The organism is Sorangium sp. So ce204, from assembly GCF_051526795.1.
Taxonomy (GTDB): domain Bacteria; phylum Myxococcota_A; class Polyangia; order Polyangiales; family Polyangiaceae; genus Sorangium; species Sorangium cellulosum_B.
Genome location: NZ_CP150317.1, coordinates 1,974,371 through 1,996,330 on the forward strand (window position 1 = coordinate 1,974,371; position 21,960 = coordinate 1,996,330).

Sequence of the window (21,960 nt, forward strand, 5' to 3'; positions counted from 1 at the left end):
GAAGAAAATGAACTTCTCCCTCTTGCCGTCTCTCGCTCCCCGCCTCCCCGCCTCCCTGTGAAATTCCTGCTCTTTCTTGTGGTTTCAACCCGTTTGTCGCTCCAGCTCACTGCTGGACGATGCACTTGGCGTCAAAGGGGTCGCCATCGACGAACTTGTCGCCTTGGATGGTCCACTTTTGCATGATGTGATTCTGGCTCGCCCCGTAGGTGTCGAACTCGTATTCGGCGGCCGCCCCGATGTAGCGGAGCGGGGTCCCCGCGCGGAGCTTGGCCATCGCGGCCTTCAGATCCCACCACACGGCCACGTCGTTCTTGGGGTCGTTGAGCTCGAGGATCTTCTGCCGCAGCTCGTTCCCGGACGTGATGATCTGCCCGGTGGTGGCGTACCCGTACACGAGGCCCATCGCGATGAGGACGACGCCGTCGTAATAGAAGTGCGCCGCGGGGAACGGCACCTCGTGGTTCCACCGGCGGGAGAAGTGATAGGTGAAGGCTTCGGCGTTCCAGCGCGTGCAGCTGAGCGCCTCCCCGGCTGGGTCGTCGGGGTCGGGGCTGCACTCGCTCCGCAGGCTGAGCGAGGGCGAGATCCCATAGGAGTTGTCGTCGAGGGTGCCTTGAGGGATGTTGGCGAGGAACACCTCGGTGTGCAACGCAGGGCCGAGGAGCCACCTGCCCGGGCGCCCGTGGACGGTCCATTCGGTCACGATGGTCGAGGCGGCGGACGGATAGGCGGCCAGCAGCGTGCGGCCGGCCGTCCGTTCTGGGTTGAAGGCGGCGTTGATCTTGTCCTTGTACGTCTGTGCGCCCGGCTTGAACGTCACCGAGGGGAGGATCCTGCCCTGGAGCGCCGCGAAATGGGTCGTGAACTCGGTGCTGACGGCGGTGTTGTAGTCGTCCCGCGCGGAGAGGCTATTGGCAGTGCGGACACCCTCGCTGACGATGGTCTTCGCGAGCGCGCAGCCGATGCCGAGCGGGGAAGGGGCGAGCCTCACCCTGCCGCCGTCGTCCTCGCGGCGCGCGATGGAGGGCGCGGCATAGCTCGGCAGCATGTGGAGGAGGTCCTCCTTCTTCACCTCGATCGCGATGTCGCGGGCGAGCTCGTTCTCTTCGGGTCCTACCAGGTAACGGACATCATCCGTGTAGATCAGCGAGAGCAGCTGGTCGAGCCCGCGGTCCTGGCTCGAATGGCTGTCTCGGCTCACGATGTCGAACGGCCTCCCTTCGAGCCCCCCCGCCGCGGTCACGTCTTCGACCGCGAGCAACATGGCTTGCTCGAGGTTGCGGCCGATGGCCGACTCGCTCCCGGAGAAGGGGAGGAGGGCCCCGATTCTGATGGCGTTCTCGGGCTCATCGGGCTCATCGGGCGCCGTCGACGAGCAGGACGCCGAGAGCAGGGACGCGAGTCCCACAATCAGCCCGGTCTCCATACAGCGCGTGCGTCGCCCGCGAGCACCCAGCCACGCGCCGGCTCGATGGAGGCAGTCCCGAACGGTAGGCATCCCAGTGTACATGGTTGTCCTTCGAGACGATGACATCGCATTGAGGACGGAGCTGTCAAGGGCCGTGGGTGCGATGCACACCACAAGGTTCGCTGTTTGCGTTGTGCGATCGATGTTCGTCGAACGCGGCTGTCGGGCCGTGGTGAGCGCGTGACCGAGAGAGAGGGGCCCCGGGTGGGGCGCCGGCCGCGGCGTCGTTCCGTGGGCGGCGCCCGGGTTGCGCCCGCGCTCGGATTGTGATGGACGCCCGCCGCTCGTCCGCGAAACCTTTGCGGACCGCCCGTGTCCAAGGAGACGTGATGCCCTCCCACCTTCGCTCGCACTTCGCCTTCAACGCCCTCGCCGCCGCGCTCGGGCTCTCCCTCGCGGCCTGCGCCGGGGCGCCTCCGCCCGCGCCGAACGCGCCGGTCTCGCCGGGCGACGGCCGCCCGGCGGCCCCGCCGCCGGCGCCGCTCCCGGAGGAGGAGGCCTTCGCCGTCCACGGCACGCTCAAGGACGAGTGGCTCCCGATCCTGAAGCCGGCGCCCTTCGATCCGAAGACCGCGCTGGTCCCGCCGGCGCCTGCCGGCGTGCCCGCCGCGCCGCGCGCCTGCGAGGCGTTCGTGCGGCGCGCCGCCGTCGCGCCGGCGCAGCCCTGCGACGACGCACAGGGCGCGATCGAGGCGCTCGACGCCGCGCTCGCCGAGGACGACGCGGCGAAGCGCGACGCGCGGCTCGCGGGCGTCGAGGCGTGCGCGGGCCTCGAGGCGGGTCTCGCGCGCGCGCTCCGGGCCGAGCTCGCGCCCATCACCTGCGGCGACGCCATCGCCGTGCCGCTCCTCGAAGCGCCGCCCGCCGCGCTCCGGGGCGACCTCTACCAGGTGCTGCTCGGCCTGACGCTCTCCGCCCGGCTCGCGCGCACCGCGACCGAGCCGCCCACGCTGCGGCCGCCCTACGATGTCCAGCGCGTCCTCGCGTTCACCAAGGGGCCGCTCTTCGCGTGGGTGACGGAGCAGGCCCGGGCGATCGAGGATCTCGGGCGGCGCGGCGTCGAGCTTCCGTTCTACGCGAAGGGCATCGTCGCCGTGGAGTCCGGGCGGGCCGACATGCGGCTCGTCGAGGCGGTCCGGTCCGCGCCGCTGCCGGACGCCATGCGGAAGGACGCCGAGCTCGCGAACGTCTATTACGGCGAGCTCGATCAGCTGCTCGATCCCTGGAAGGCCCGCGGCCGCGACGCCGCGCTCGTCGGCCTGCGCGAGCTCTCTGCGGTCGGCGTCCTCCGCGACGCCCGCGTCGACGGCGCGCGCGAGATGCTCTCCCGCCTCTACGGCGGCCGGCGCGTCGACGCGCTGGACGCGCTCGAGCTGCCGCCGCTCGCGGCGGGCGCCCCTCCCTCGTCGGCCGTCGAGCGGCTCGCGGCCCGGCTGCCGACGTACTACGCGGGCCGCCTGATCGCGCCCGAGGCGGCGGCGCGGCCCGAGCTCCTGCGCGTCCTGCTCGGCCGGGGCGTCCCGCTCCAGCACCGCGCGGCGCTGCGCACAGCGCAGCTCTCGCCCGAGTCGAGGCTCCTCTATGCGAGGGCGCGGCTCGAGCTCGGCCGGCTGTACTGGCGGGCCGTGGACTTCGATCAGGCGACCGCGCTGCTCGCGGCGTGGCCCAAGGACACCCCGCGCCCCGCCGAGGCGACGGCGCTGCTCGCTGTCGCGCTCGGCCTGCGCAACGGCCCCGAGGACGCGGCGCTCATGATGCGGCGGGCGCCGCTCGCGGGCCTCGGCCTGGGCGACCTCGCGGCGCTCGACTGGGTGGCCCGCGCGAAGCCCGCCTCGGCGTACGCGGGCATCGCGGCGTACGACGCGGCGCTCATCAAGCAGATCGCCGCCCCGCAGGGCGCGGAGGCGAGCTACTGGTCCGACGTGGCGGCGCGCTTCCGCGAGGCGCAGGCGCTCCTCACGGGGCCGCTGTCGAAGTCGGCGGAGGAGAGGGCGCGCGCGGCCGACGAGATCGCGCGGGCGGCGCGGTAGGGACGGCGCGCTGGGCGGCGCGCCGGATCGCCGAGCTCGGCCGCTTTGCGAGCCCCCGCTGCCGGTGCCGGCCGCCCCACCTGAAGCGCCGGCGCTGCCGGCGGTCTACGGATCGATGATCCAAGGACCACCCGCGCCGCCCGCGCCGCCGTTGGCGCCAGCGCCGCCCGCGCCGCCGTTGGCGCCAGCGCCGCCCGCGCCGTCGCGGCCACCGGTGCCGGCTCCCGCATCGCCGGGGCCGCCAGCGCCGGCTCCCGTGCCCGTGCCGGTGGCCGCGGCGGTGGCCGCGACGCCGGTGGTCCCGACGCCGCTGGCCTCGTCTTCACCGGGGGTCGAGCCGTTGCCCGCGCCGCCGGTGCCGCCGGGGTCCACGTACGGGCCCGGGTCGATCAGACCGCCGCCGATCGCGGCCAGATCATAGATGAGGTCGGTATCGAAATAGACCCCGATCGGCCTGTAGGCGATGCCAGATCCCACGACGACGGTCTCTGCTGCATGAGTCTCCCGGTTCCAGCCGGCGGTGCTGACGATATCCCAGGTGTATTGCTGGTACACCGGATAGGCCGAGACCCGCGCGAGCGCGGCCGTGGGCACGAACAGGACCGAGGTCGCGTCGAGCGCGACGGTCGCGCTCACGTCGAAGCCGACCGCCCTGGTGATCTGGTCGTCCGACGGCACGCAATCGTCCAGCGGGCCCGGTGTGGGCTGGGCGCCCGGGGACGTGTCGCCGCCCCACGTGGCCGAGGAAGGCTGAGGACCCCAGGTGCCGCCGCCCGGCATGCCCGGCGCGGGCTGATAGCTCCAGCCGCCGCCGCTGCCCGGCATTCCCGTCGATGGCTGAGGGCCCCAGATATCGTCGCCGCCCGGTAGGCCGCCCGGCGCGCCCGGGAAGGGCTGGAAGAACCCGAACGGCTCGTCCTCCGACAGCGCCGGCAAGGGCCAGAGGTCGTTGGGTGCGCGACTGTCCCGTGGGCGCGCCACGGGCCGGGGCGGGGGCACCCTGGGCGCGGTGGTGCTCAGCACGCGCACCGCCGGCGAGACGCTCGCCGACACGGAGACGCTGAGGGTCCGCGGGCCGAACCCCTCCGCCACGCGGAGCAGGTGGGCGGCATCCTCCCAGTGGAACGTCTCCGGTAGAAGGAGGACGTTCGTGATCGTCTGACCAAAACACAGGGGTTGCCGGGCCTCGCCGACCCCGGCTCGCACGCCGCTGTCCGCGCGCTCGGGCACCTCGGACGCCTCGCGCGGGCTCACGCAAGTGATGGATGGAACGAGCAGCATCGCCGTGGCGAGCACGCGCTTCACGTCAGGAACGAACATGTTCACTCCCCTGGGTTGCGATCAGAGCAGCGAAGAGACGGAGCCGTTCAGGCGTGGAGAGCGCCGGGGAGCCGATGCGCTCCCTCGGCCTCCCGGAACCATCGCGCAAACGCGGCGAGCACCCTGGATCCAGGGGCGCGACCGGCTCGTTGTGCATCGCATGCATCTCCGACGACCATGGATGCAAGAAGCGGGGATTGGCCGTGTGGGCGCGCAGGTGGCGCCGCGCCCAGGTCCGGCGCAAAGCACGGTGGATGCGTTCACCGCCCGGACCGCCTGACCCTGCGAACCCTACCGGAACATGCTCGGTTGCTTGTGTGACCTCGCAGAGCACCTAGCGCCACTGTGGGAAGTTGCCCCGGATCAGCAGAAAAAACGCCATGGCGCCAAGAGGCGAGGGGAAGGGCTGTTCCTGCATTTCCCTCCTATTCCCCTGGTTCCTTGGCGCCCTTGGCGTCATGGCGGTCGCTTCCTGGCCCGACTTCCCGCAGCAGCGCTAGTCGCCTTCGAGCGGTCCGGGGATGTTCCGACCCGGCGCGAGGAGCTGGCTGCCGTTCATCTGCCACACGGCCATCAGGTCCTGTTCGGCGTTGCCCCATAGCACGTCCGCCATGCCATCGAAGTTGAAATCGGCCACGCCCGACGCGGGCACCCACCCATCGCCGATCGGTCCTGGGATGTTCGGACCCGGCGCAAGGAGCTGGCTGTCGTTCATCAGCCACACGGCCATCAGGTTCTGTGCGGCGTTATGCCACAGCACGTCCGCCATGCCGTCGAAGTTGAAGTCGAGCGCCGTGATGGTGACCCATCCGTCTCCGATCGGTCCGGGGATGTTCGGACCCAGCGCGAGCGGCTCGGTGCCGTTCATCAGCCACACAGCCATCAGGTTCTGTGCGGCATTGTTCCAGAGTATGTCCGCCATACCGTCGGAGTTGAAGTCGGCCGTTGTCGAGGCGATCCACCCGTCTCCGATCGGTCCGGGGATGTTCGGACCCGGCGCGAGCAGCTGGGTGCCGTTCATCAGCCACACGGTCGCCAGATTCTGTCGGGGGTTGTTCAAAACCACGTCATTCATCCCGTCAAAGTTGAAGTCGGCAGCGCTCGTCACGGCCGCCCACCTGTCGCCGAGCGGTCCGGGGATGATCGGCCCCGGTGCAAGGAGCTGGCTGCCTTTCATCAGCCATATAGCCAACAGGTTCTGTGGGCTGTTGTACCAGAACACGTCCGCCATGCCGTCGTGGTCGAAATCACCAGCCGAAATCGCCTCCCACCCGTCGCCGATCGGTCCGGGGATGTTCGGACCCGGCGCCAGGAGCTGGCTGTCGTTCATCAGCCACACGGCCATCAGGTTCTGTCCGGCATTGTTCCAGAGCGCGTCCGCCATACCGTCGCGGTTGAAATCGGCCGGGTAGATGGCCTTCCACCTGTTGCCGTCCAACCGCTGCGCCGCCACGCCGGGCGATGGACTCTGGCCTTCGGAACGCAGGCCATTGGCTTCGCGCTCGGCGCCATCCGCGCAGGCAAACATGGCACATATTGCAGGAATTGTGCTCGTGAGATTGGCCAACGTGACGAGTCGCATGCCCCTGCCTTCTTTTTGCGTTCGTGCACGGGCTCTAGGCTGTCGATACTTGCCAGAATGGCCGATGCGCGAAGATTGTGTCGTTGCTCCAGCCGCACGCTGTGCGCCGCGGTGGCCACGCAAGCATCTCTCACCTGCGACCGCTCGTGCCGGGCGGTGGGCTACGACGACATTATCAAATATGGTGTAACGCGCTCGACGACGCCACCCGAGCCTCATTGCGCCACGCAAGCGCCATCGCGGTACGTGGGGATGCCGAAGAGTGGTGGCCTGTTCTGCATGACGCGCGCAAAGCTAGGCCCGCCAGCGTCAAGAAGCCGTCAAGAGGCGGTCGGGCACCGTCAAGAGATCGTCAAGACAGGAGCGGAGGGAGCGCGTGGGCCTCGCGCCGGGCGCCAGGGCGGGCGTGACGCCTGTGCCCTGGCGACGGCCGAGAACCTCATCAACGCGTTTTTTACGCCGGCAGGGCGCGCATTGAGGAGATCTTGACGGGGCGAGGGCTACCTTGTCGCCATGGTCGACGGAGACAGCGACCGACGGAGCACCGCCATGAGCTCGCCGAGCACCCTGCGGCGCGATCCCGCCGTCTTGATACTTTCTTGACGAGGGGCCCCCTCAGTTTGACGGTCCCTTGACCCGCGCGGGACTACGTTCTGTCCCGCTCGGTCGGCGCGGGCGCCGCGGCGTCCGATGGCCCCGATGAGGTCGCCATGGACATGGTCTACCTGGGACTGACAGTCACCTGTTTTTTGCTGTTTGCAGGGCTCATCCAGCTCTGTGAAAGGGTCTGAGCGCCATGATCGCGTTCACCTGGATCTCGGGCACACTCGCCCTGGGGCTCCTGTTTTACCTGATCTTCGCCCTCCTCAAGCCGGAGCGCCTGTCATGACCGCCAGCGGCGCGCTTCAACCAGCGCTCTACCTCGCCGTCCTCATCGGCCTCTCCGTCCCGCTCGGCACGTACATGGCGCGGGTCTACCGGGGCGAGCGCGGCCTCATGGCCAGCGTCCTCGGGCCGCTCGAGCGGCTCGTCTACCGCGCCGCGGGCGTGCGTCCCGATCAGGAGATGCGCTGGAAGGACTACGCCTTTGCGGCGCTCGCGTTCAACCTGGCCGGGCTCCTCGTCCTCTATGCCCTCCAGCGACTCCAGGGCGTCCTGCCGCTGAACCCCGAACGCATGGCCGGCGTCCCGCCCGATCTCGCGTTCAACACCGCCGCGAGCTTCGCTTCCAACACGAACTGGCAGGCGTACGGCGGCGAGTCGACGCTCAGCTACCTGACGCAGATGGCCGGGCTCACCGTGCAGAACTTCGTGTCCGCCGCGACCGGAATGGCCGTGCTCGTCGCGCTGATCCGCGGGATCACGCGGAAGACGGCGGATACCGTCGGGAGCTTCTGGGTCGATCTCGTCCGGAGCACCCTTTACATCCTCCTGCCGCTCTCGCTCCTGCTCGCCGTCCTCCTCGTGTCCCAGGGGGTCGTGCAGGGCTTCGGCGGGTACCAGAGCGCGTCGCTGCTCCAGGCCGTCAAGGACCAGGGCGGCAGCGCGGTCGTTCATCAGGTGATCCCGATGGGGCCTGCAGCGTCGCAGATCGCGATCAAGCAGCTCGGGACCAACGGCGGCGGGTTCTTCAACGTGAACTCGGCGCACCCGTTCGAGAACCCCACGGCCGTCTCGAACTTCCTCGAGATGCTCGCGATCCTGCTCATCCCCGCCGCGCTGTGCCACACGTTCGGCCGGATGGTGGGCGACAGGCGCCAGGGCTGGGCCGTCCTCGCCGTGATGACGGCCATGTTCGCTGTCCTCCTCGTCGTATGCGTCGCCTCGGAGCAGGCGGGCAACCCTGCGCTCTCCGCCCTGGGCGTCGATCAGGCGGCGAGCGCGCTCCAGGCCGGCGGCAACATGGAAGGGAAGGAGGCGCGCTTCGGCATCACCAGCTCCGCCCTCTGGGCGACCGCCACCACGGCGGCCTCGAACGGCTCCGTCAACGCGATGCACGACTCCTTCACGCCCCTCGGCGGGCTCGTGCCCCTCTGGCTGATGCAGCTCGGCGAGGTCGTCTTCGGCGGCGTCGGCTCCGGCCTCTACGGCATGCTGATGTTCGTCGTCATCGCCGTCTTCGTGGCCGGCCTGATGGTGGGGCGCACGCCGGAGTACCTGGGCAAGAAGATCGAGGCGTTCGAGATGAAGATGGCGTCCCTGGTCGTGCTCTTTCCGGCGATCACGGTCCTCGTCGGCACCGCGATCGCCGTGATGACCGAGGGAGGGCAGATGGGCGTCTTCAACCCGGGGCCGCACGGGTTCAGCGAGGTGCTCTATGCGTTCTCGTCCGGCGCGAACAACAACGGCAGCGCCTTCGGCGGCCTCGGCGCGAACAGCCCCTTTTACAACACCGCCATCGGCGTCGCGATGCTCGTCGGCCGCTACGCCGTGATCGTCCCCGTGCTCGCGCTCGCGGGCTCGCTCGCGAGGAAGAAGCTCGTGCCGGCCGGCCCGGGCACGCTGCCCACGCACACGCCGCTGTTCGTCGGGCTCCTGACGGGCACCGTGCTGCTCGTCGGAGCGCTCACGTTCGTCCCAGCGCTCGCGCTGGGCCCGGTCGTCGAGCACCTGGAGATGACGCGATGACCATGAACCTCCACGCCGCTGGCCAGGCGATCGCCAGGGCCAAGCCCGGCGCCCCCGCGCCCCCGCCCCCCGAGCTGTCGCCGCCGCCGAGGCCGCGCCACCCATCCCGCGACGTGGAGGGGAAGAAGACCGCGGCGAGGCCGCTCTTCGACCCGGCGATCGTCAAGCCGGCGATCGTCGCGGCGTTCCGCAAGCTCGACCCGCGCCACCAGGCGCGCAATCCGGTGATGTTCGTGGTCCTCGCCGGGAGCGCGCTCACCACGGCCCTGTTCGTGCACGCGCTCTTGAGCGAGCGCGAGGGCGAGGAGCCGGCCGGGTTCATCCTCGCCATCTCCCTGTGGCTCTGGTTCACCGTGCTCTTCGCGAACTTCGCGGAGGCCGTGGCCGAGGGGCGCGGCAAGGCGCAGGCCGACACGCTCCGCAAGGCGCGGCGCGACGTCGAGGCCGTGAAGCTCGCGCGCCCGGAGCGCGACGCGGAGCGGGTCGCCGTGTCCGCGTCCAGCCTCCGGAAGGGAGACCTCGTGCTCGTCGAGGCGGGCGCGATCATCCCCGGTGACGGCGATATCGTCGTCGGCGTCGCGTCGGTCGACGAGAGCGCCGTCACGGGCGAGAGCGCCCCGGTGGTGCGGGAGAGCGGCGGCGACCGGAGCGCCGTCACGGGCGGGACGCGCGTCCTGTCCGACTGGCTCATCATCCGCATCTCCGCCAACCCCGGCGAGGCGTTCCTCGACCGGATGATCTCGATGGTGGAGGGCGCGAAGCGGAAGAAGACGCCGAACGAGATCGCGCTCGACATCCTGCTCGCCGCGCTCACCATCGTCTTCCTCCTCGCGACCGTGACGCTGCTGCCGTACTCCGTCTTCGGCGTCCGGGCGGCAGGGCAGGGGACCCCGATCAGCATCACCGTGCTCACGGCGCTGCTCGTGTGCCTGATCCCGACGACGATCGGCGGGCTCCTCTCGGCGATCGGCATCGCCGGCATGGACCGCATGATCCAGGCGAACGTCATCGCCATGTCGGGCCGCGCCGTCGAGGCCGCCGGCGACGTGGACGTGCTGCTGCTCGACAAGACCGGCACGATCACGCTCGGCAACCGGCAGGCGACGGAGCTCATCCCGACGGACGGGGTCGAGGCCAGGGCGCTCGCCGACGCCGCGCAGCTCGCGTCGCTCGCCGACGAGACCCCCGAAGGGCGCAGCGTCGTCGTGCTCGCGAAGGAGAGGTACGGCCTGCGCGAGCGCGATCTCTCGACCCTCGGCGCCCGCTTCGTCCCCTTCACCGCGCAGACCCGGATGAGCGGCGTCGACAGCGGCGCGCGCGAGATCCGGAAGGGCGCCTTCGACGCGATCGAGGCTTACGTCAAGGAGAAGGGCGGAGCGGTCCCGGCCGCGGTGCGCGCGGTGACGGAGGCCATCGCCCGGAAGGGTGGCACGCCGCTCGTGGTCGCCGAGGGCGGCGAGGTGCTGGGCGTCATCCACCTCAAGGACATCGTGAAGGGCGGCATCCACGAGCGCTTCGGCGATCTCCGGCGCATGGGGATCAAGACGGTGATGATCACGGGCGACAACCCGCTCACCGCCGCGGCCATCGCTGCCGAGGCCGGCGTCGACGACTTCCTCGCGCAGGCCACGCCCGAGGCGAAGCTGAAGATGATCCGCGACTACCAGGCGGGCGGGCGGCTCGTCGCCATGACCGGCGACGGGACGAACGACGCCCCCGCGCTGGCGCAGGCGGACGTCGCGGTCGCCATGAACACGGGCACCCAGGCCGCAAAGGAGGCCGGGAACATGGTGGACCTCGACTCGAACCCCACCAAGCTCATCGAGATCGTCGAGATCGGCAAGCAGCTCCTGATGACGCGGGGCGCGCTGACGACCTTCAGCCTGGCGAACGACGTCGCGAAGTACGTCGCCATCATCCCGGCCGCCTTCGTCTCGACGTACCCTGCGCTCGGGCGGCTCAACGTGATGGGGCTCGCCACGCCGCGGAGCGCCGTGCTCTCCGCGGTGATCTTCAACGCGCTCGTCATCGTCGCGCTCATCCCGCTCGCGCTCCGGGGCATCCGCTACCGGTCCGTCGGCGCGGAGCGGATGCTTCGCAGGAACCTGCTCGTCTACGGCCTCGGCGGGCTCATCGTGCCGTTCGTGGGGATCAAAGGGATCGATCTCCTCCTCTCCGCCCTCGGCTTCGCCTGAGGTCCCAAGGAAAGAACACCATGCTCGCGCACCTGCGACCCGCCCTCGTCCTCCTCCTCGTCCTCACCGGCCTCACGGGGTTCGCGTACCCGCTGCTCTCGACCGCCATCGCGCAGGCCGCGTTCCCCCACCAGGCGAACGGCAGCCTCGTGCTCCGGGGCGGCCGCGTGGTCGGATCGACCCTGCTCGGCCAGCCGTTCCACCGCTCGCACGAGCCGCGCTACTTCTGGGGCCGCCCCTCGGCGACGAGCCCTGTCCCCTACGCGGGGCAGGCCTCTGCCGGGAGCAACCTCGGGCCCACGAACCCCGCCCTGGTCGAGGCGGTCAAGGCCCGGGTCGACGCGCTCCGCGCCGCGGATCCCGAGGGCGCCGCGCCGGTGCCGGTCGACCTCGTGACAGCCTCCGGCAGCGGCCTCGATCCCCACATCAGCCCCGCGGCGGCGGAGTACCAGGTGCGGCGCGTGGCGCGAGCGCGCGGCCTCTCCGAGGCCGAGGTGCGCCGGCTCGTCGCGCGGCACACCGAGGGGCGCCTGCTCGGCCTCCTCGGCGAGCCCCACGTGAACGTGCTCCTCCTGAACCTCGCCCTCGACGGCGCCCGCTGAGGAGAGCGCGAGGTGGTGGACGCAAGCGACGATCGGCCGGATCCCGAGGCGCTGCTCGCCGCGGCTCGCGAGGAGGAGGAGCGCGGGAAGAAGGGCAAGCTCAAGATCTTCTTCGGCGCCGCGCCCGGCGTCGGCAAGACGTACGCGATGCTGGAGGCGGCGCGATCGCTCCGCGAGGAAGCGGTCGACGTCGTCGTCGGCTGGGTCGAGACGCACGGCCGCGCCGAGACGGAGGCGCTCCTCGACGAGCCCCCGCCGCTGCCGCGCCTGCCGGCGATCGAGGTCGAGCACCGCGGCAGGACGCTGCGCGATTTCGACCTCGAGGCCGCGCTGAAGCGCCGGCCGAAGCTCCTCGTCGTCGACGAGCTCGCGCACACGAACGCGCCGGGGCTCAGGCACGCGAAGCGCTGGCAGGACGTCATGGACCTGCTCGACGCGGGGATCGACGTCCACACCACCGTCAACGTCCAGCACATCGAGAGCCTGAACGACGTGGTGGCCCAGGTGACCGGCGTCGTGGTCCGGGAGACGGTGCCCGACTCGATGATCGAGCGCGCCGACGAGATCGAGCTCATCGATCTCCCGCCGGACGACCTCCTCGAGCGGCTGCGCGAGGGCAAGGTCTACCTCTCGGAGCAGATCGAGCGCGCGGCGAGCAACTTTTTCCGCAAGGGCAACCTGATCGCCCTGCGCGAGCTCGCCCTGCGGCGCACCGCCGAGCGCGTCGACGATCAGATGCGCGGCTACATGCGCGCCCACGGGATCCAGAAGACGTGGGCCGTCGCCGAGCGGATCGTCGTCTGCGTGGGGCCGAGCCCCATGTCGGCGCGGCTCATCCGGGCGACGCGGCGGATGGCCGGCGGCCTGAAGGCGGAGTGGCACGCGGTCTACGTGCAGACGCCGGCCCAGGCGCGGCTGTCCGAGGCCGATCGCGAGCGGGTCGACCGGAACCTCGCGCTCGCCGAGCGCCTCGGCGCCACCACGGTCCAGCTCCACGGCGCGGAGGTCGCCGGGGAGGTCCTGCGGTACGCCAGGCAGCACAACGTCAGCAAGATCGTCGTCGGCAAGCCGACCCACCCCCGCTGGAAGGATTTCATCTACGGCTCGCTGCTCGACGATCTCGTGCGGCAGAGCGGCGACATTGACGTCCACGTCATCCAGGGGGTGGCGGAGGCGGCGAAGCCGGAGCCCGGGCCGCCGGAGCGGCGTGGGCTCCGGCCGCTGGCCTACGTCTGGGGCGCGTGCGCGGCGGTGATCTGCACGCTGGTCTCGTGGCTGATGCACCCGTTCTCCGACCTGGCGAACCTGATCATGGTGTACCTGCTCGGGGTCGTCTTCGTCGCGAGCCGCTTCGGCACCGGGCCCTCGGTGCTCGCGTCGGTGCTCGGCGTCGCGGCCTTCGATTTCTTCTTCGTAAGGCCGTACCTGACCTTCGCGGTCGGGGACCTCCGCTACCTCCTCACGTTCGCCATCATGCTGGGTGTGGGCCTCGTCATCGCCAGCCTCACCGCGCGCATCCGCGGCCAGGCCGAGAGCGCCAGCGAGCGCGAGCAGCGCACCGCGGCGCTCTACGCGATGAGCCGGGAGCTGGCCGTCCTGCGCGGGATCGACAAGCTCAGCCTGGCTGCCGCGCGCCATGTGCGCGAGGTCTTCGAGGCCGACGCCGTCGTCCTCCTGCCCGGCGCCGACGGCCGCCTCGCCGTCCGGGCGGGCACGGCCGAGGATCTGGTCGCGGGTGAGCAGGAGCGGGCGGTCGCGGAGTGGGCGTATGCGCGCGGCAAGGCCGCGGGCGCCGGCACCGACACCCTCCCGAGCGCGAGCGCGATGCACCTGCCGCTCCAGGGCTCCTCTGGGCCGATCGGCGTCCTCAGCGTCCGCCCGAGCCGACCGTGGCCGTTCCTCGACCTGAGCCGGCGCGAGCTGCTCGGCGCCTTTGCCACGCAGACGGCGCTCGCGCTGGAGCGCGCCCTGCTCGCGAGGCAGGCTCAGCGCGCCCGGCTGAAGGCGCAGGCGGAGGAGCTCCGCAACGCCCTCCTGAGCTCCGTCTCGCACGATCTGCGGACGCCGCTCGCCACCATCACAGGCGCGGCGGGGGCGCTGCTCGATGATGGCAACGACGCGGCGGCGCTCGACCCGGCCGCTCGCCGTGATCTGACGCAGACGGTGCTGGAGGAGGCGCAGCGGCTCGAGCGCCTCGTGCGCAACCTGCTGGACATGACGCGGCTCGAGTCCGGGGCGCTCGCGGTCAAGAAGGAGTGGCTGCCGCTGGAGGAGGTCGTCGGGGCTGCGCTGAACCGGGTCGAGGAGCACCTTCAAGGTCGGGACGTCTCGATCGAGCTCGACCGGGCGACGGCGCTCGTCCCGATGGATGGTGTGCTGATCGAGCAGGTGCTCATCAACCTGCTCGAGAATGCGCTCAAGTACTCGCCCGCCGGCAGCCCGATCGGGATCCGGGGGGTCACCGAGGGGAACGTGGCCACGCTCGAGATCAAGGATCGCGGTCCGGGCATACCGCCCGGCGAGGAGGAGAGCATCTTCGAGAAGTTCTACCGGGGGCGCGGCCACACGCAGCGGGGCATCGGCCTCGGCCTCACGATCTGCCGTGGCATCGTGACCGCGCACGGCGGGCGGATCGCGGCGGAGAACCGGCCTCACGGGGGCGCGACCTTCCGCGTGACGCTGCCCATCGAGGGCCGCCCGCCGAACCTCGCGAGCCCGGAGCTGCCGGCGGCGGCGGGCGCTTGATAACGTGGCTGGGCGAATGTCGGACGCGTCCCCCCTCGTGCTGCTGATCGAGGACGAGCCGCAGATGCGCCGGTTCCTGCGCGCGATGCTGGCGGCCCGCGGCTACCGGCTCGTGGAGGCGGAGACGGGCAGCGACGGGATCGCCCAGGCGACGACGCGCAATCCGGATCTCGTGCTCCTCGATCTGGGGCTCCCGGACATGGACGGCCTGGAGGTGACCCGGCGGCTCCGGGAGTGGAGCGCCGTCCCCATCATCGTGCTGTCGGCCCGCGGTCAAGAGCAGGACAAGATCGACGCGCTGGACGGCGGCGCCGACGATTACCTGACCAAGCCCTTCAGCGCCGGCGAGCTCCTGGCGCGGCTGCGCGTGGCGCTGCGCCACGCCGCCAGCGCGGCGCGCGGGGCGACGGCGGAGGGCCATTGCTTCGCGATCCAGGACATCGAGGTCGATCTCGCGCGCCGGATCGTGCTGCGGGCGGGCGAGGAGATCCACCTGACCCCCATCGAGTACAAGCTGCTCACGACGCTGATACGGCACGCGGGCAAGGTCCTCACCCATCGCCAGCTCCTCGGCGAGGTGTGGGGGCCTGCCTACGCGGGGCAGGCGCACTACCTGCGCGTCTACATGGCGCAGCTCCGGCACAAGCTGGAGCGCGATCCGGCGCGCCCGCTGATCCTGATCACGGAGCCAGGCGTGGGCTACCGGCTCAAGAGCCCTTGAGTCGCCCCCAGCGTTGCATAAGTACCCCTCCCCACAAGGGAAAGGGGCAGGCGATCACACCACACAAACGCGTGGTCGTGCGCGTGGTCGTGATCGTGATCGTGCGCGTGGTCGTGATCGTGATCGTGCGCGTGCGCGTGCGCGTGCGCGAGACACGTGGCTATCGGCACATCCTTGTCAGCATGGCGGCGAGGCGTGACATAAGGCGCTTGCCTTGCTCGACGTCCTTGCTCCGCCTTCGGGATCTCCTCAAGCAGCTGCACGGAGAGCGCAAGGAATTCGATGGCAACGCGGTAGGCGTCGAGGTTTTCGTGGTCCAAGAGTGGACGGTCGGTGTTGGACATGCCCGTTGCGCCAACGGGAAGGTCTCGCGAGCTGCCCGCTTTCGCGCACGCGCACGCGCACGCGCACGACCACGCGCACGATCACGATCACGCGGGACCGGGAGTCTGTGCGGCTCACACCCCAGGTCGTTTATGCAGCGGCTTGGCGACCGAGGTTGTGGGCCATCGGCGACTCGCTCATTCTTTTTGCGGGAAGAGCGTCTATTTATGCAACCTGGTGGTCGATCCTGGCCTGTAGGGGTGGCATTGCGCGGGAGCGCGTGGCGCGTGTCGACCGGTCACCAGCGGGCACCCTGCGGGCGATTGCCATCGGACGTCGTGTGGTGCTCGTCCTGGCCGTGTGGAGGCGCTCACAGGGTAGCCAGTCCGCCGGCTAGTTGAGCGGCGGTGCGCCGCCCGGCGCTGCGCTGGGCGCCGCCTGGGCCGGCGCGCCCGCCGGCGCAGCGCCGGGCGGCGCGGCGTCGTCCGGCGCAGCAGCGGTGTCGCTGGACGACGCCGCGCGGCCACGGCCCTTGTAGAGCGACGGCGCGATCGTGTCGGCATCGTCCTCGTCCCACCGCAGGTAGGCGACGGCGCGCCGGGTCTGGTCGTAGGCGTGCACGAGCAGCGCGAACGCGCGCGCTCGCCTGTCCGCGGCCTCGGTCGGCCCGGGCCCTGCGCCGTGTTCTCTCACGCCGAGGGAGGCGAGCAGCTGCGGCCCGATCTCCCCGGCTCGCTTCACCTCTTCCTCGGTCGCCGCCGTCCTGCCCGCGATCTCGGGCCAGCTGCCGCTGAACAGCGCCGAGAGGGCGACGAGGTCGTTGGCTGTGTCGATGTGCCCCTGTCCCGCGCGGATCTCCGCGACCGCCTCCGCGTCGAGCAGGCCGCGGCGGGCGAGCGCCTCCGCGTCGCTCAGCAGGTTCTCGCGGAGCGGGACCGCCTCCGCGAGGAGCGGCTTCACCGCGCTCTCGAGGGCTCTGCTGGACAGGCACACGAGGTGCGCGTGCCACGTGGCGAGCGCGTAGGTCTCGAGCCGGTCGAGCAGCGCGAGATCGTGCTTCTGGAGCTGCTCCGCGATGGCGGGGCGCAGCGCGAGGAGGCCAGGCAGCACGCCCAGCACCTGGGAGACCGCGCGGGGGATATCGAGGTTGATGGCGACGAGCCGATCCGGGCTCAGCGCCGTTATCTCGGGGAGAGCCCTGTCGAACGCCGCCGCCGCCTGGGGCGGGGCTGCGGGCTTCCTGGGAGCGGGCTTTTTCTTGATCGGAGTCGAAGGCTTGGTCATGAGGGGAGCACCTCTCGTCGAGGTCCTTCGCCGGGCGCCAAGAGAACATGGACTGCCATGCTCCCCGACCCCCCGCGCTGGACGTGATGTGAGCGTCCGGCGCGCGCCGGACGTTCCGGGCAGGGGTAACGACGCATCGTGGGGTGTCAACGGTGCCGGCTGAATTCATGAACGAGGTGCCACCAGAGTCGTAATCTTGCGCCATGGCTTTCGCGCCTGCGTTTACCTGGAGCGAAGGCCGTGCCATCTGCGACGAAGGGCGTCGACGGCGACCGCGGCCGGTGCGCCGGAGGCAGCGGGGCTAGCCAGGGACGACCGCGGCCGGTGCGCCGGAGGCAGCGGGGCTAGCCAGGGACGACCGCGGCCGGTGCGCCGGAGGCAGCGGGGCTGCCCCAGGGAGACCGTGTCCGGTGCGCGGAGGGCAGCGGGGCTGCCCCAGGGAGACCGTGTCCGGTGCGCGGAGGGCAGCGGGGCTGCCCCAGGGAGACCGTGTCCGGTGCGCGGAGGGCAGCGGGGCTGCCCCAGGGAGACCGTGTCCGGTGCGTGGAGGGCAGCGGGGCTGCCCCAGGGAGACCGTGTCCGGTGCGTGGAGGGCAGCGGGGCTGCCCCAGGGAGACCGTGTCCGGTGCGCCGAGGGCAGCGGAGCCGGTGGTGGCCTTCAAAGGCCAGTCGTCAAAACTGGCCTTCATTCGGGCGGGGGTTCAGGGAAGAGGGAGAGCTGCTCGGGGGCCCTCGGCTTCGGACGCCAGGACAGGAGATCGAGCTGCACCGGGCCGGGCGGAGGTGCGTCATGAGCGGGCGTGACCGGCGCGAGGGGCGGCGGGTCCGGCTGGACGGTCGGACGGCGAAGCGCGGGCGTCGGCGCGGTGACGAGCCGCAGGAAGCCACGGCCGCCAGGCAATGGCCTGGATGGCGCTTCCGGCTGCCGGTGCTCCAAGGGTTGCGGCTGAGGCTTCTCGCCCGCGGGCTCGGTCAGGATGGCGTCCAGGAGCTCCTCCAAGTCCCACACGTGCCCGGTGAGGCCAGCCTCCATCGCGGGGGTCACACGCAGCGTGCGCACGGTCCAGCACAGATTGAAGTAGGTGTAGTGCAGCGCGACGGCGGCCCTATGGTGTTCGGGGCTCTTGCTGAAGGCATAGCAGAGCCTTCGCATGCGGCCGAGCAGGTGCCGCGTGGTGCCGTTCAGGCGCTCCACGTACGCCGTAGAAGCCTTCTTTGCGTCGGGCGCGCCGTAGATCGTGTGCTTCGTGATGAACGGGTCGCGCGGCGGCTCATACCGATGGTCCGGCCCGCGGTAGGAGCCAGTGCGGTAGTTTTTGACAGTCTGCATGTAGTCGACGCTGAGCCCGAAGTGCTGCGCGACGGTGGCGATGTACGGCGCGAATCCGTCCGTGGTGATTTGCGGCATCACCAGCAGGCGCGATCGCAGATCGGCGATGAAGGGGCCGCACGTCTCCATGTCGCGCTTGCCGACGCGCCACGCGATGACGAGGCGCGAGGCGGTGTCCATGGCCGCGAAGGAGTACGTCTCGCCGATGCCGGGCGCGTCCTTCTCGGTCACGCGAGCTTGTTTCTTGCCGACGTAGGAGAACACCTCGTCAGCTTGGATCAGCTCGCAGCGGAGCCCGCGCACAAGCCGGTCATGGAGGCGCTGCGCCCCCTCGCCGAGGGCGAGCCCGAAGCGGCTGATCGCCGATCGGCTGACGTCGGTCATCCGGCTGACCGCGCGCTCGCTGTTGCGTATCCGTCCTGTAGACCCCATCCTCGCGTGGTGCGTGGCGTCGCCGTAGATTCGCGACCCGATGCGAGAGGAAGAGCGGTCTGCGGCGAAGGGTGGCTGGGCCCAGCAGCGAGCGGAGGAAACGGCGGTCGACGCTGAGGTCACCGCCCGCGTGCACGTCGCCCGCAGGCGCGCGGCGGCGAAGCCGCGTGCCGCCGATGCCTCTGCCGGGCCCGAATCGTCGACAAGGCGCCGGAAGCCACGCGTCGACCGCGCAAGCGCCGAAGAGCCGGCACCAGCGCGCCAAAGCCGGCGAGCTGCGCGCCCGGCAGCCGGAAAGCATGCGTCCGTGCCCACGGCAGCGGACGGCGACGCCGACGATCGATCAGCTGGGCGTCGCGTCCGGCGCCCGGGGCCACGGACTGGCCGCGAGCCGCTGCCGAGCGTCGGCGTTCTCGAGGGTCTGCTTCCAGGACTTCGGAGCGAGCTCGATGACCCGCTCGGGAGGCCAGGTGGGCAGCATGATCAGCACGTCGCGCAAGTAGGCCCAGGGCTCGATGCCGTGCAGCGCGCAGGAGGCGATGAGCGACACGATGGTGGCGTTCCACTCGGCGCCGTCCTTGCTGCCCACGAAGAGCCAGTTCTTACGGCCCACGGCTTCACGGCGGAGCTCAAGCTCGCTCCGGTTGTTGTCGAGGCGGAGCCGGCCATCCTCGAGGAAGCGAGTGAGTGCGGTCCATTGGTTGAGCGCGTAGCCGATGGCGCCTGCGATGGGGCTCCTCGGCAGGACGAGCAGGTCCTCTGTCTCAAGCCACGCGCGGAAGGCCACGAGCACGGGCTCGGCATCCGTCCGGCGCTGCTCGGTTCGACGGTTCGGAACCAGCTCCTTGGTCGCCTTGTCGATCGCGTAGAGCTTGCGAATGAAGCCGATGGCTACCGTCGCGCGGTCCCGGTCGGAGGTCATCGCCTCGAAGAACTTCCGCCGGCAATGGGCCCAGCAACCGACCTCGGTCACCCCCTCGGTGCGGAAGAGCTGCTCGTAGACGTTCGAGGCGTCGGCCTGGACATAGCCCTTGTAGCCGCGAAGGAACTCCTTCGGGCCATCCTGGTTGTGATGCGGCGTGAAACGGAACAGGACGTGATCTCGGTCCGCCACCAGGACCCAGAAGTGGCCCCGCCGACACTTGTCCTTTGCTTGCACGAGCACGCCGGTGGCGTCGATGGCGATGCAGTGCGCGTTCAGGGCGTCCTTGGCCATCGCCCCGACGAGGATCGCGAGCTTGTCGGCGCACGCCTCGACCCAGCCGCACAGCGTCGAGCGCGAGAGGTGAAGGCCCCAGCGCTCGAACATCTTCTCCTGCCGGTGGAGCGGCAAGTGGTCGGCGTACTTGCTGACCAGCACGTGCGCGAGCAACCCCGGACCGGCGAGGCTGCGCGGGACAGGGCTGTCGGGGACGTCGGCGATCGTGATGCCTTGCTCGGGCTCACCTTTGACCGCGAACTTCGGCCTCACGATCTGCAGTCGCACGAAGCTCGCGGGCCGCCACTCCAGCGTCTCCGACACCTCCTCGCCGATGCGGACAAGCGCGGTCGCGCGCTCGTCCTGCGCCTCCGGCGGCAACAGCTCGATCCGCTCGACCGGCAGATGCTCGGGCAGCCGTTGCCGCCCGTGCGGGCGAGCCTGGCGCCCCTTGTCCCCGCCTCCGGAGGAGCCGTTCGGCGCCGCGCCATCGCCACCGTCGGGTGAGCCGGTCGCGCCCGCATCCGGCTGCGCCCCGGTGCCCGCGAGCATCTGCACGATCGCATCGAAGGCGAGCTGCATCTGCCCGGGGTCGACGTGCTCGGCCTTCTGGCCGAAGATGTGCCGGCGAAGCCGCTCCAGCTCGATGCTGGCGAGCTCGTAGAGCTTGCGGTACTCGTCCCGCTCGTGGGCAGCGCGCGCGAGCTTGTCCTTGAGCTCGCGAATCTGCTCTTCGACCGGCTTGCTCACGACGCGGTAAGTACTCGTGAGCTCTTGCTTTTTGAAGGGGCTTGTGGAGGAAAATTCATGTCGCTCGAGGCAATGCAACCGTGGGGGCTACCCAGGAGCGTGCGAGGCTGTCAGGCGAGATCAGGGGACCTGCGGCGGTGCGGTCTCGGCGAACGGGACCGCTCGCCGCAACTTCGAGGGCGACAGGGCGATGCCTTCCAGGATCTTCGCGAGCTCGGCGGCGTCAATAAGGACGCTCGTGGCTCCCGGAGTGACGGCACGTGGGGCTCGAAATGCCCCACGCTCGAGCCTTTTGTAAAGTAGACAGTATCCGCTGCGGTCCCACCAAAGGGCCTTGCAGCGATCGGCCGCCCGGTTGAAAAAGAGAAACAGCGCTCCGGAGAGCGGGTCTTGTCGCAGCACCTCGCGCACGACGGCAGCGAGACCATCGAACGAGCGCCGTAGATCGAGCGGCTCGGTGGCAACGTAGATCGAGACGCGGCCAGGGATCATCGTGCCCCCCCGAGCGCACGAACAACGCGCGCCAGCGTAACCTCGTCGAACGACGGCGGGACGCGGACGACCGCCCCGTCCGGCAAGACGATCTCCAGCGCCGCGCCCGAAGAGGGCGTCGTGGCTGCAGGCGGGGCGACCACCACGGGCAGCAGCGCCGGAAGCGTCGCCTTCTCCGAGCGCTGCCGGTGCTCGCTCCGCTTCATGCCCAGTCGGCGGCTCCAGGAGTACAGTGTGCCGGCGTTGACCCCCTCCTGCTCCGCGAACACGCGGGCGGAGTGCCCGCTCTTGTGCCAGCGCGCCACGCGGTCGCGCCAGGTGCGTGTGCTCTCGTCCATCGGTACCTCCGGCGCGGGTTTCTAAGCGGCGCAGAGGCTCGAAGACAGGATGTGGTCCGCAGAACGCGTACGCTGTTGCCGTCCACCAAGGCCGCGAGCACGGCAAGCTGCCGCTTGCGTGGGAGCACGTTCGCCACGGGACCCTTGCCTTCCCCCGGCGGAGGGCCCACGATCCGGTCTGCCAGGACGTCGGACGGGTCGCACCGCTCGGCTTCTGCCGCCCTGCTCCCAGTTCGCAGCTGAGAGCGGGGCGTTTTCGTCTAAGGTCCTCTGATTATAGCGATTCTGCCGGGGAAAACCGCGGGGAACCGAACGAAAGAGGGGCCGGGAGGACGGAGAATGTCATAGCCGGTGGGCGCCGTTGCATCGACTGCCAAGGGCAGTTCCGCCCCGTCGGCGCTCGCTGCGCCTGCACCTCGTCGCGGCTCGCTCGGCGCCAGGGCACCGCCGCTGTCAGAGTCTCGGCCTACACCGAACCCGAGACGGTGGAGGGCGGATGAGCCTGCCCGAAGAACCTC

At 70.5% G+C, this 21,960-nt stretch carries 16 protein-coding genes; 7 read left to right on the forward strand and 9 right to left on the reverse strand.

Going from position 1 to position 21,960, the window contains the following annotated elements; genetic code table 11:
* Window positions 1-106: 106 nt before the first annotated feature.
* Window positions 107-1,411, reverse strand: coding sequence for an ABC transporter substrate-binding protein (locus WMF22_RS07375; RefSeq protein WP_438035300.1), 1,305 nt, complete (start codon window positions 1,409-1,411; stop codon window positions 107-109).
* 389 nt (window positions 1,412-1,800) lie between these two features.
* Between WMF22_RS07375 and WMF22_RS07380 the strand changes: the two genes are divergently transcribed.
* Window positions 1,801-3,501, forward strand: a complete 1,701-nt coding sequence (locus WMF22_RS07380) for a hypothetical protein (RefSeq protein WP_438035301.1) — start codon at window positions 1,801-1,803, stop codon at window positions 3,499-3,501.
* 105 nt (window positions 3,502-3,606) lie between these two features.
* On the opposite strand, the gene WMF22_RS07385 is transcribed toward WMF22_RS07380, so the two are convergent.
* The gene (locus tag WMF22_RS07385) at window positions 3,607-4,821 is read right to left on the reverse strand and encodes a hypothetical protein (RefSeq protein ID WP_438035302.1); all 1,215 of its coding nucleotides are present in this window, start codon (window positions 4,819-4,821) and stop codon (window positions 3,607-3,609) included.
* Between the two features lie 496 nt (window positions 4,822-5,317).
* Entirely contained in the window at window positions 5,318-6,403 is a 1,086-nt protein-coding gene (locus WMF22_RS07390) for an FG-GAP repeat domain-containing protein (protein WP_438035303.1), read from the reverse strand.
* Between the two features lie 796 nt (window positions 6,404-7,199).
* Between WMF22_RS07390 and kdpF the strand changes: the two genes are divergently transcribed.
* From kdpF to WMF22_RS07420, 6 genes are read left to right on the forward strand one after another with little or no spacing between them, the layout of a single operon-like run.
* Window positions 7,200-7,292, forward strand: a complete 93-nt coding sequence (gene kdpF / locus WMF22_RS07395; RefSeq protein WP_437869545.1) for a K(+)-transporting ATPase subunit F — start codon at window positions 7,200-7,202, stop codon at window positions 7,290-7,292.
* On the forward strand, window positions 7,289-9,031 hold the full coding sequence (gene kdpA, locus WMF22_RS07400) for a potassium-transporting ATPase subunit KdpA (RefSeq protein ID WP_438035304.1): 1,743 nt from the start codon (window positions 7,289-7,291) through the stop codon (window positions 9,029-9,031). The genes kdpF and kdpA overlap by 4 nt, the downstream gene beginning before the upstream one ends.
* Window positions 9,028-11,226, forward strand: a complete 2,199-nt coding sequence (gene kdpB / locus WMF22_RS07405; RefSeq protein WP_438035305.1) for a potassium-transporting ATPase subunit KdpB — start codon at window positions 9,028-9,030, stop codon at window positions 11,224-11,226. Before kdpA ends, kdpB begins: the two co-directional genes overlap by 4 nt.
* 20 nt (window positions 11,227-11,246) lie before the next feature.
* Window positions 11,247-11,828 (forward strand): potassium-transporting ATPase subunit KdpC, encoded by a 582-nt coding sequence (gene kdpC, locus WMF22_RS07410; RefSeq protein ID WP_438035306.1) that lies wholly within the window; start codon window positions 11,247-11,249, stop codon window positions 11,826-11,828.
* A gap of 12 nt (window positions 11,829-11,840) precedes the next feature.
* Window positions 11,841-14,573, forward strand: coding sequence for a DUF4118 domain-containing protein (locus tag WMF22_RS07415; protein ID WP_438035307.1), 2,733 nt, complete (start codon window positions 11,841-11,843; stop codon window positions 14,571-14,573).
* 16 nt (window positions 14,574-14,589) lie between these two features.
* Window positions 14,590-15,294: a response regulator gene (locus WMF22_RS07420; protein WP_437298416.1), complete on the forward strand. Its 705-nt coding sequence runs from the start codon at window positions 14,590-14,592 to the stop codon at window positions 15,292-15,294.
* Here the strand turns inward: WMF22_RS07420 and WMF22_RS07425 are convergent.
* From WMF22_RS07425 to tnpA, 6 genes are all read right to left on the reverse strand, one after another.
* The gene (locus WMF22_RS07425; RefSeq protein WP_438035308.1) at window positions 15,273-15,638 is read right to left on the reverse strand and encodes a hypothetical protein; all 366 of its coding nucleotides are present in this window, start codon (window positions 15,636-15,638) and stop codon (window positions 15,273-15,275) included. The genes WMF22_RS07420 and WMF22_RS07425 overlap by 22 nt on opposite strands.
* Window positions 15,639-16,011: 373 nt before the next feature.
* Window positions 16,012-16,902, reverse strand: coding sequence for a hypothetical protein (locus WMF22_RS07430; RefSeq protein WP_438035309.1), 891 nt, complete (start codon window positions 16,900-16,902; stop codon window positions 16,012-16,014).
* Between the two features lie 685 nt (window positions 16,903-17,587).
* Window positions 17,588-18,664, reverse strand: a complete 1,077-nt coding sequence (locus WMF22_RS07435) for an IS1 family transposase (protein ID WP_438035310.1) — start codon at window positions 18,662-18,664, stop codon at window positions 17,588-17,590.
* Window positions 18,665-19,007: 343 nt separating this feature from the next.
* A complete protein-coding gene (gene tnpC / locus WMF22_RS07440; RefSeq protein ID WP_438032201.1) occupies window positions 19,008-20,690 on the reverse strand; it encodes an IS66 family transposase in 1,683 nt (560 codons plus the stop codon).
* 42 nt (window positions 20,691-20,732) lie between these two features.
* Window positions 20,733-21,104: an IS66 family insertion sequence element accessory protein TnpB gene (gene tnpB, locus WMF22_RS07445; RefSeq protein WP_437296052.1), complete on the reverse strand. Its 372-nt coding sequence runs from the start codon at window positions 21,102-21,104 to the stop codon at window positions 20,733-20,735.
* A complete protein-coding gene (tnpA, locus tag WMF22_RS07450) occupies window positions 21,101-21,442 on the reverse strand; it encodes an IS66 family insertion sequence element accessory protein TnpA (RefSeq protein WP_437296051.1) in 342 nt (113 codons plus the stop codon). Before tnpA ends, tnpB begins: the two co-directional genes overlap by 4 nt.
* Window positions 21,443-21,960: the final 518 nt, after the last annotated feature.

What these genes read in the sequence shown, in the direction of transcription:
- WMF22_RS07380 (WP_438035301.1), top strand. Translation starts at nt 1,801, where the DNA reads ATGCCCTCCCACCTTCGCTCGCACTTCGCCTTCAACGCCCTCGCCGCC.
- WMF22_RS07385 (WP_438035302.1), bottom strand. Translation starts at nt 4,821, where the DNA reads ATGTTCGTTCCTGACGTGAAGCGCGTGCTCGCCACGGCGATGCTGCTC.
- WMF22_RS07390 (WP_438035303.1), bottom strand. Translation starts at nt 6,403, where the DNA reads ATGCGACTCGTCACGTTGGCCAATCTCACGAGCACAATTCCTGCAATA.
- kdpF (WP_437869545.1), top strand. Translation starts at nt 7,200, where the DNA reads ATGATCGCGTTCACCTGGATCTCGGGCACACTCGCCCTGGGGCTCCTG.
- kdpA (WP_438035304.1), top strand. Translation starts at nt 7,289, where the DNA reads ATGACCGCCAGCGGCGCGCTTCAACCAGCGCTCTACCTCGCCGTCCTC.
- kdpB (WP_438035305.1), top strand. Translation starts at nt 9,028, where the DNA reads ATGACCATGAACCTCCACGCCGCTGGCCAGGCGATCGCCAGGGCCAAG.
- kdpC (WP_438035306.1), top strand. Translation starts at nt 11,247, where the DNA reads ATGCTCGCGCACCTGCGACCCGCCCTCGTCCTCCTCCTCGTCCTCACC.
- WMF22_RS07420 (WP_437298416.1), top strand. Translation starts at nt 14,590, where the DNA reads ATGTCGGACGCGTCCCCCCTCGTGCTGCTGATCGAGGACGAGCCGCAG.
- WMF22_RS07425 (WP_438035308.1), bottom strand. Translation starts at nt 15,638, where the DNA reads ATGTCCAACACCGACCGTCCACTCTTGGACCACGAAAACCTCGACGCC.
- WMF22_RS07430 (WP_438035309.1), bottom strand. Translation starts at nt 16,902, where the DNA reads ATGACCAAGCCTTCGACTCCGATCAAGAAAAAGCCCGCTCCCAGGAAG.
- WMF22_RS07435 (WP_438035310.1), bottom strand. Translation starts at nt 18,664, where the DNA reads ATGGGGTCTACAGGACGGATACGCAACAGCGAGCGCGCGGTCAGCCGG.
- tnpB (WP_437296052.1), bottom strand. Translation starts at nt 21,104, where the DNA reads ATGATCCCTGGCCGCGTCTCGATCTACGTTGCCACCGAGCCGCTCGAT.
- tnpA (WP_437296051.1), bottom strand. Translation starts at nt 21,442, where the DNA reads ATGGACGAGAGCACACGCACCTGGCGCGACCGCGTGGCGCGCTGGCAC.